The organism is Clostridioides sp. ZZV15-6388 (assembly GCF_020657755.1).
Taxonomy (GTDB): Bacteria; Bacillota; Clostridia; order Peptostreptococcales; family Peptostreptococcaceae; genus Clostridioides.
On record NZ_JAGWCU010000141.1, the window covers coordinates 1 to 255 of the forward strand.

1 protein-coding gene is annotated in these 255 nt (G+C 31.8%); it reads right to left on the minus strand.

The features are described 5' to 3' along the window. Positions 1–255: RNA-guided endonuclease TnpB family protein (locus KGF48_RS20100; RefSeq protein ID WP_227843091.1), on the minus strand; the 255-nt coding region annotated here is incomplete at both ends.

The window sequence follows — 255 nt, forward strand, 5'->3', positions numbered from 1 at the left end:
GATTTTTATATCCACATTTAGAACATAATTGACTAGATGCGAAATTCTTATCTGCTACTATTATTTCTCTACCATACCAATTAGCTTTATATTCTAACATTCTTCTGAACTCCGACCAACTTGCTTCGCTTATAGCTTTCGCTAACTTATGATTTTTCACCATATTCTTTACCTTCAAGTCCTCAATAACTATAACTTGGTTTTCGTGTATTAGTTTAGTTGATAACTTATTTAGGAAATCTGCTCTTTGGTCTG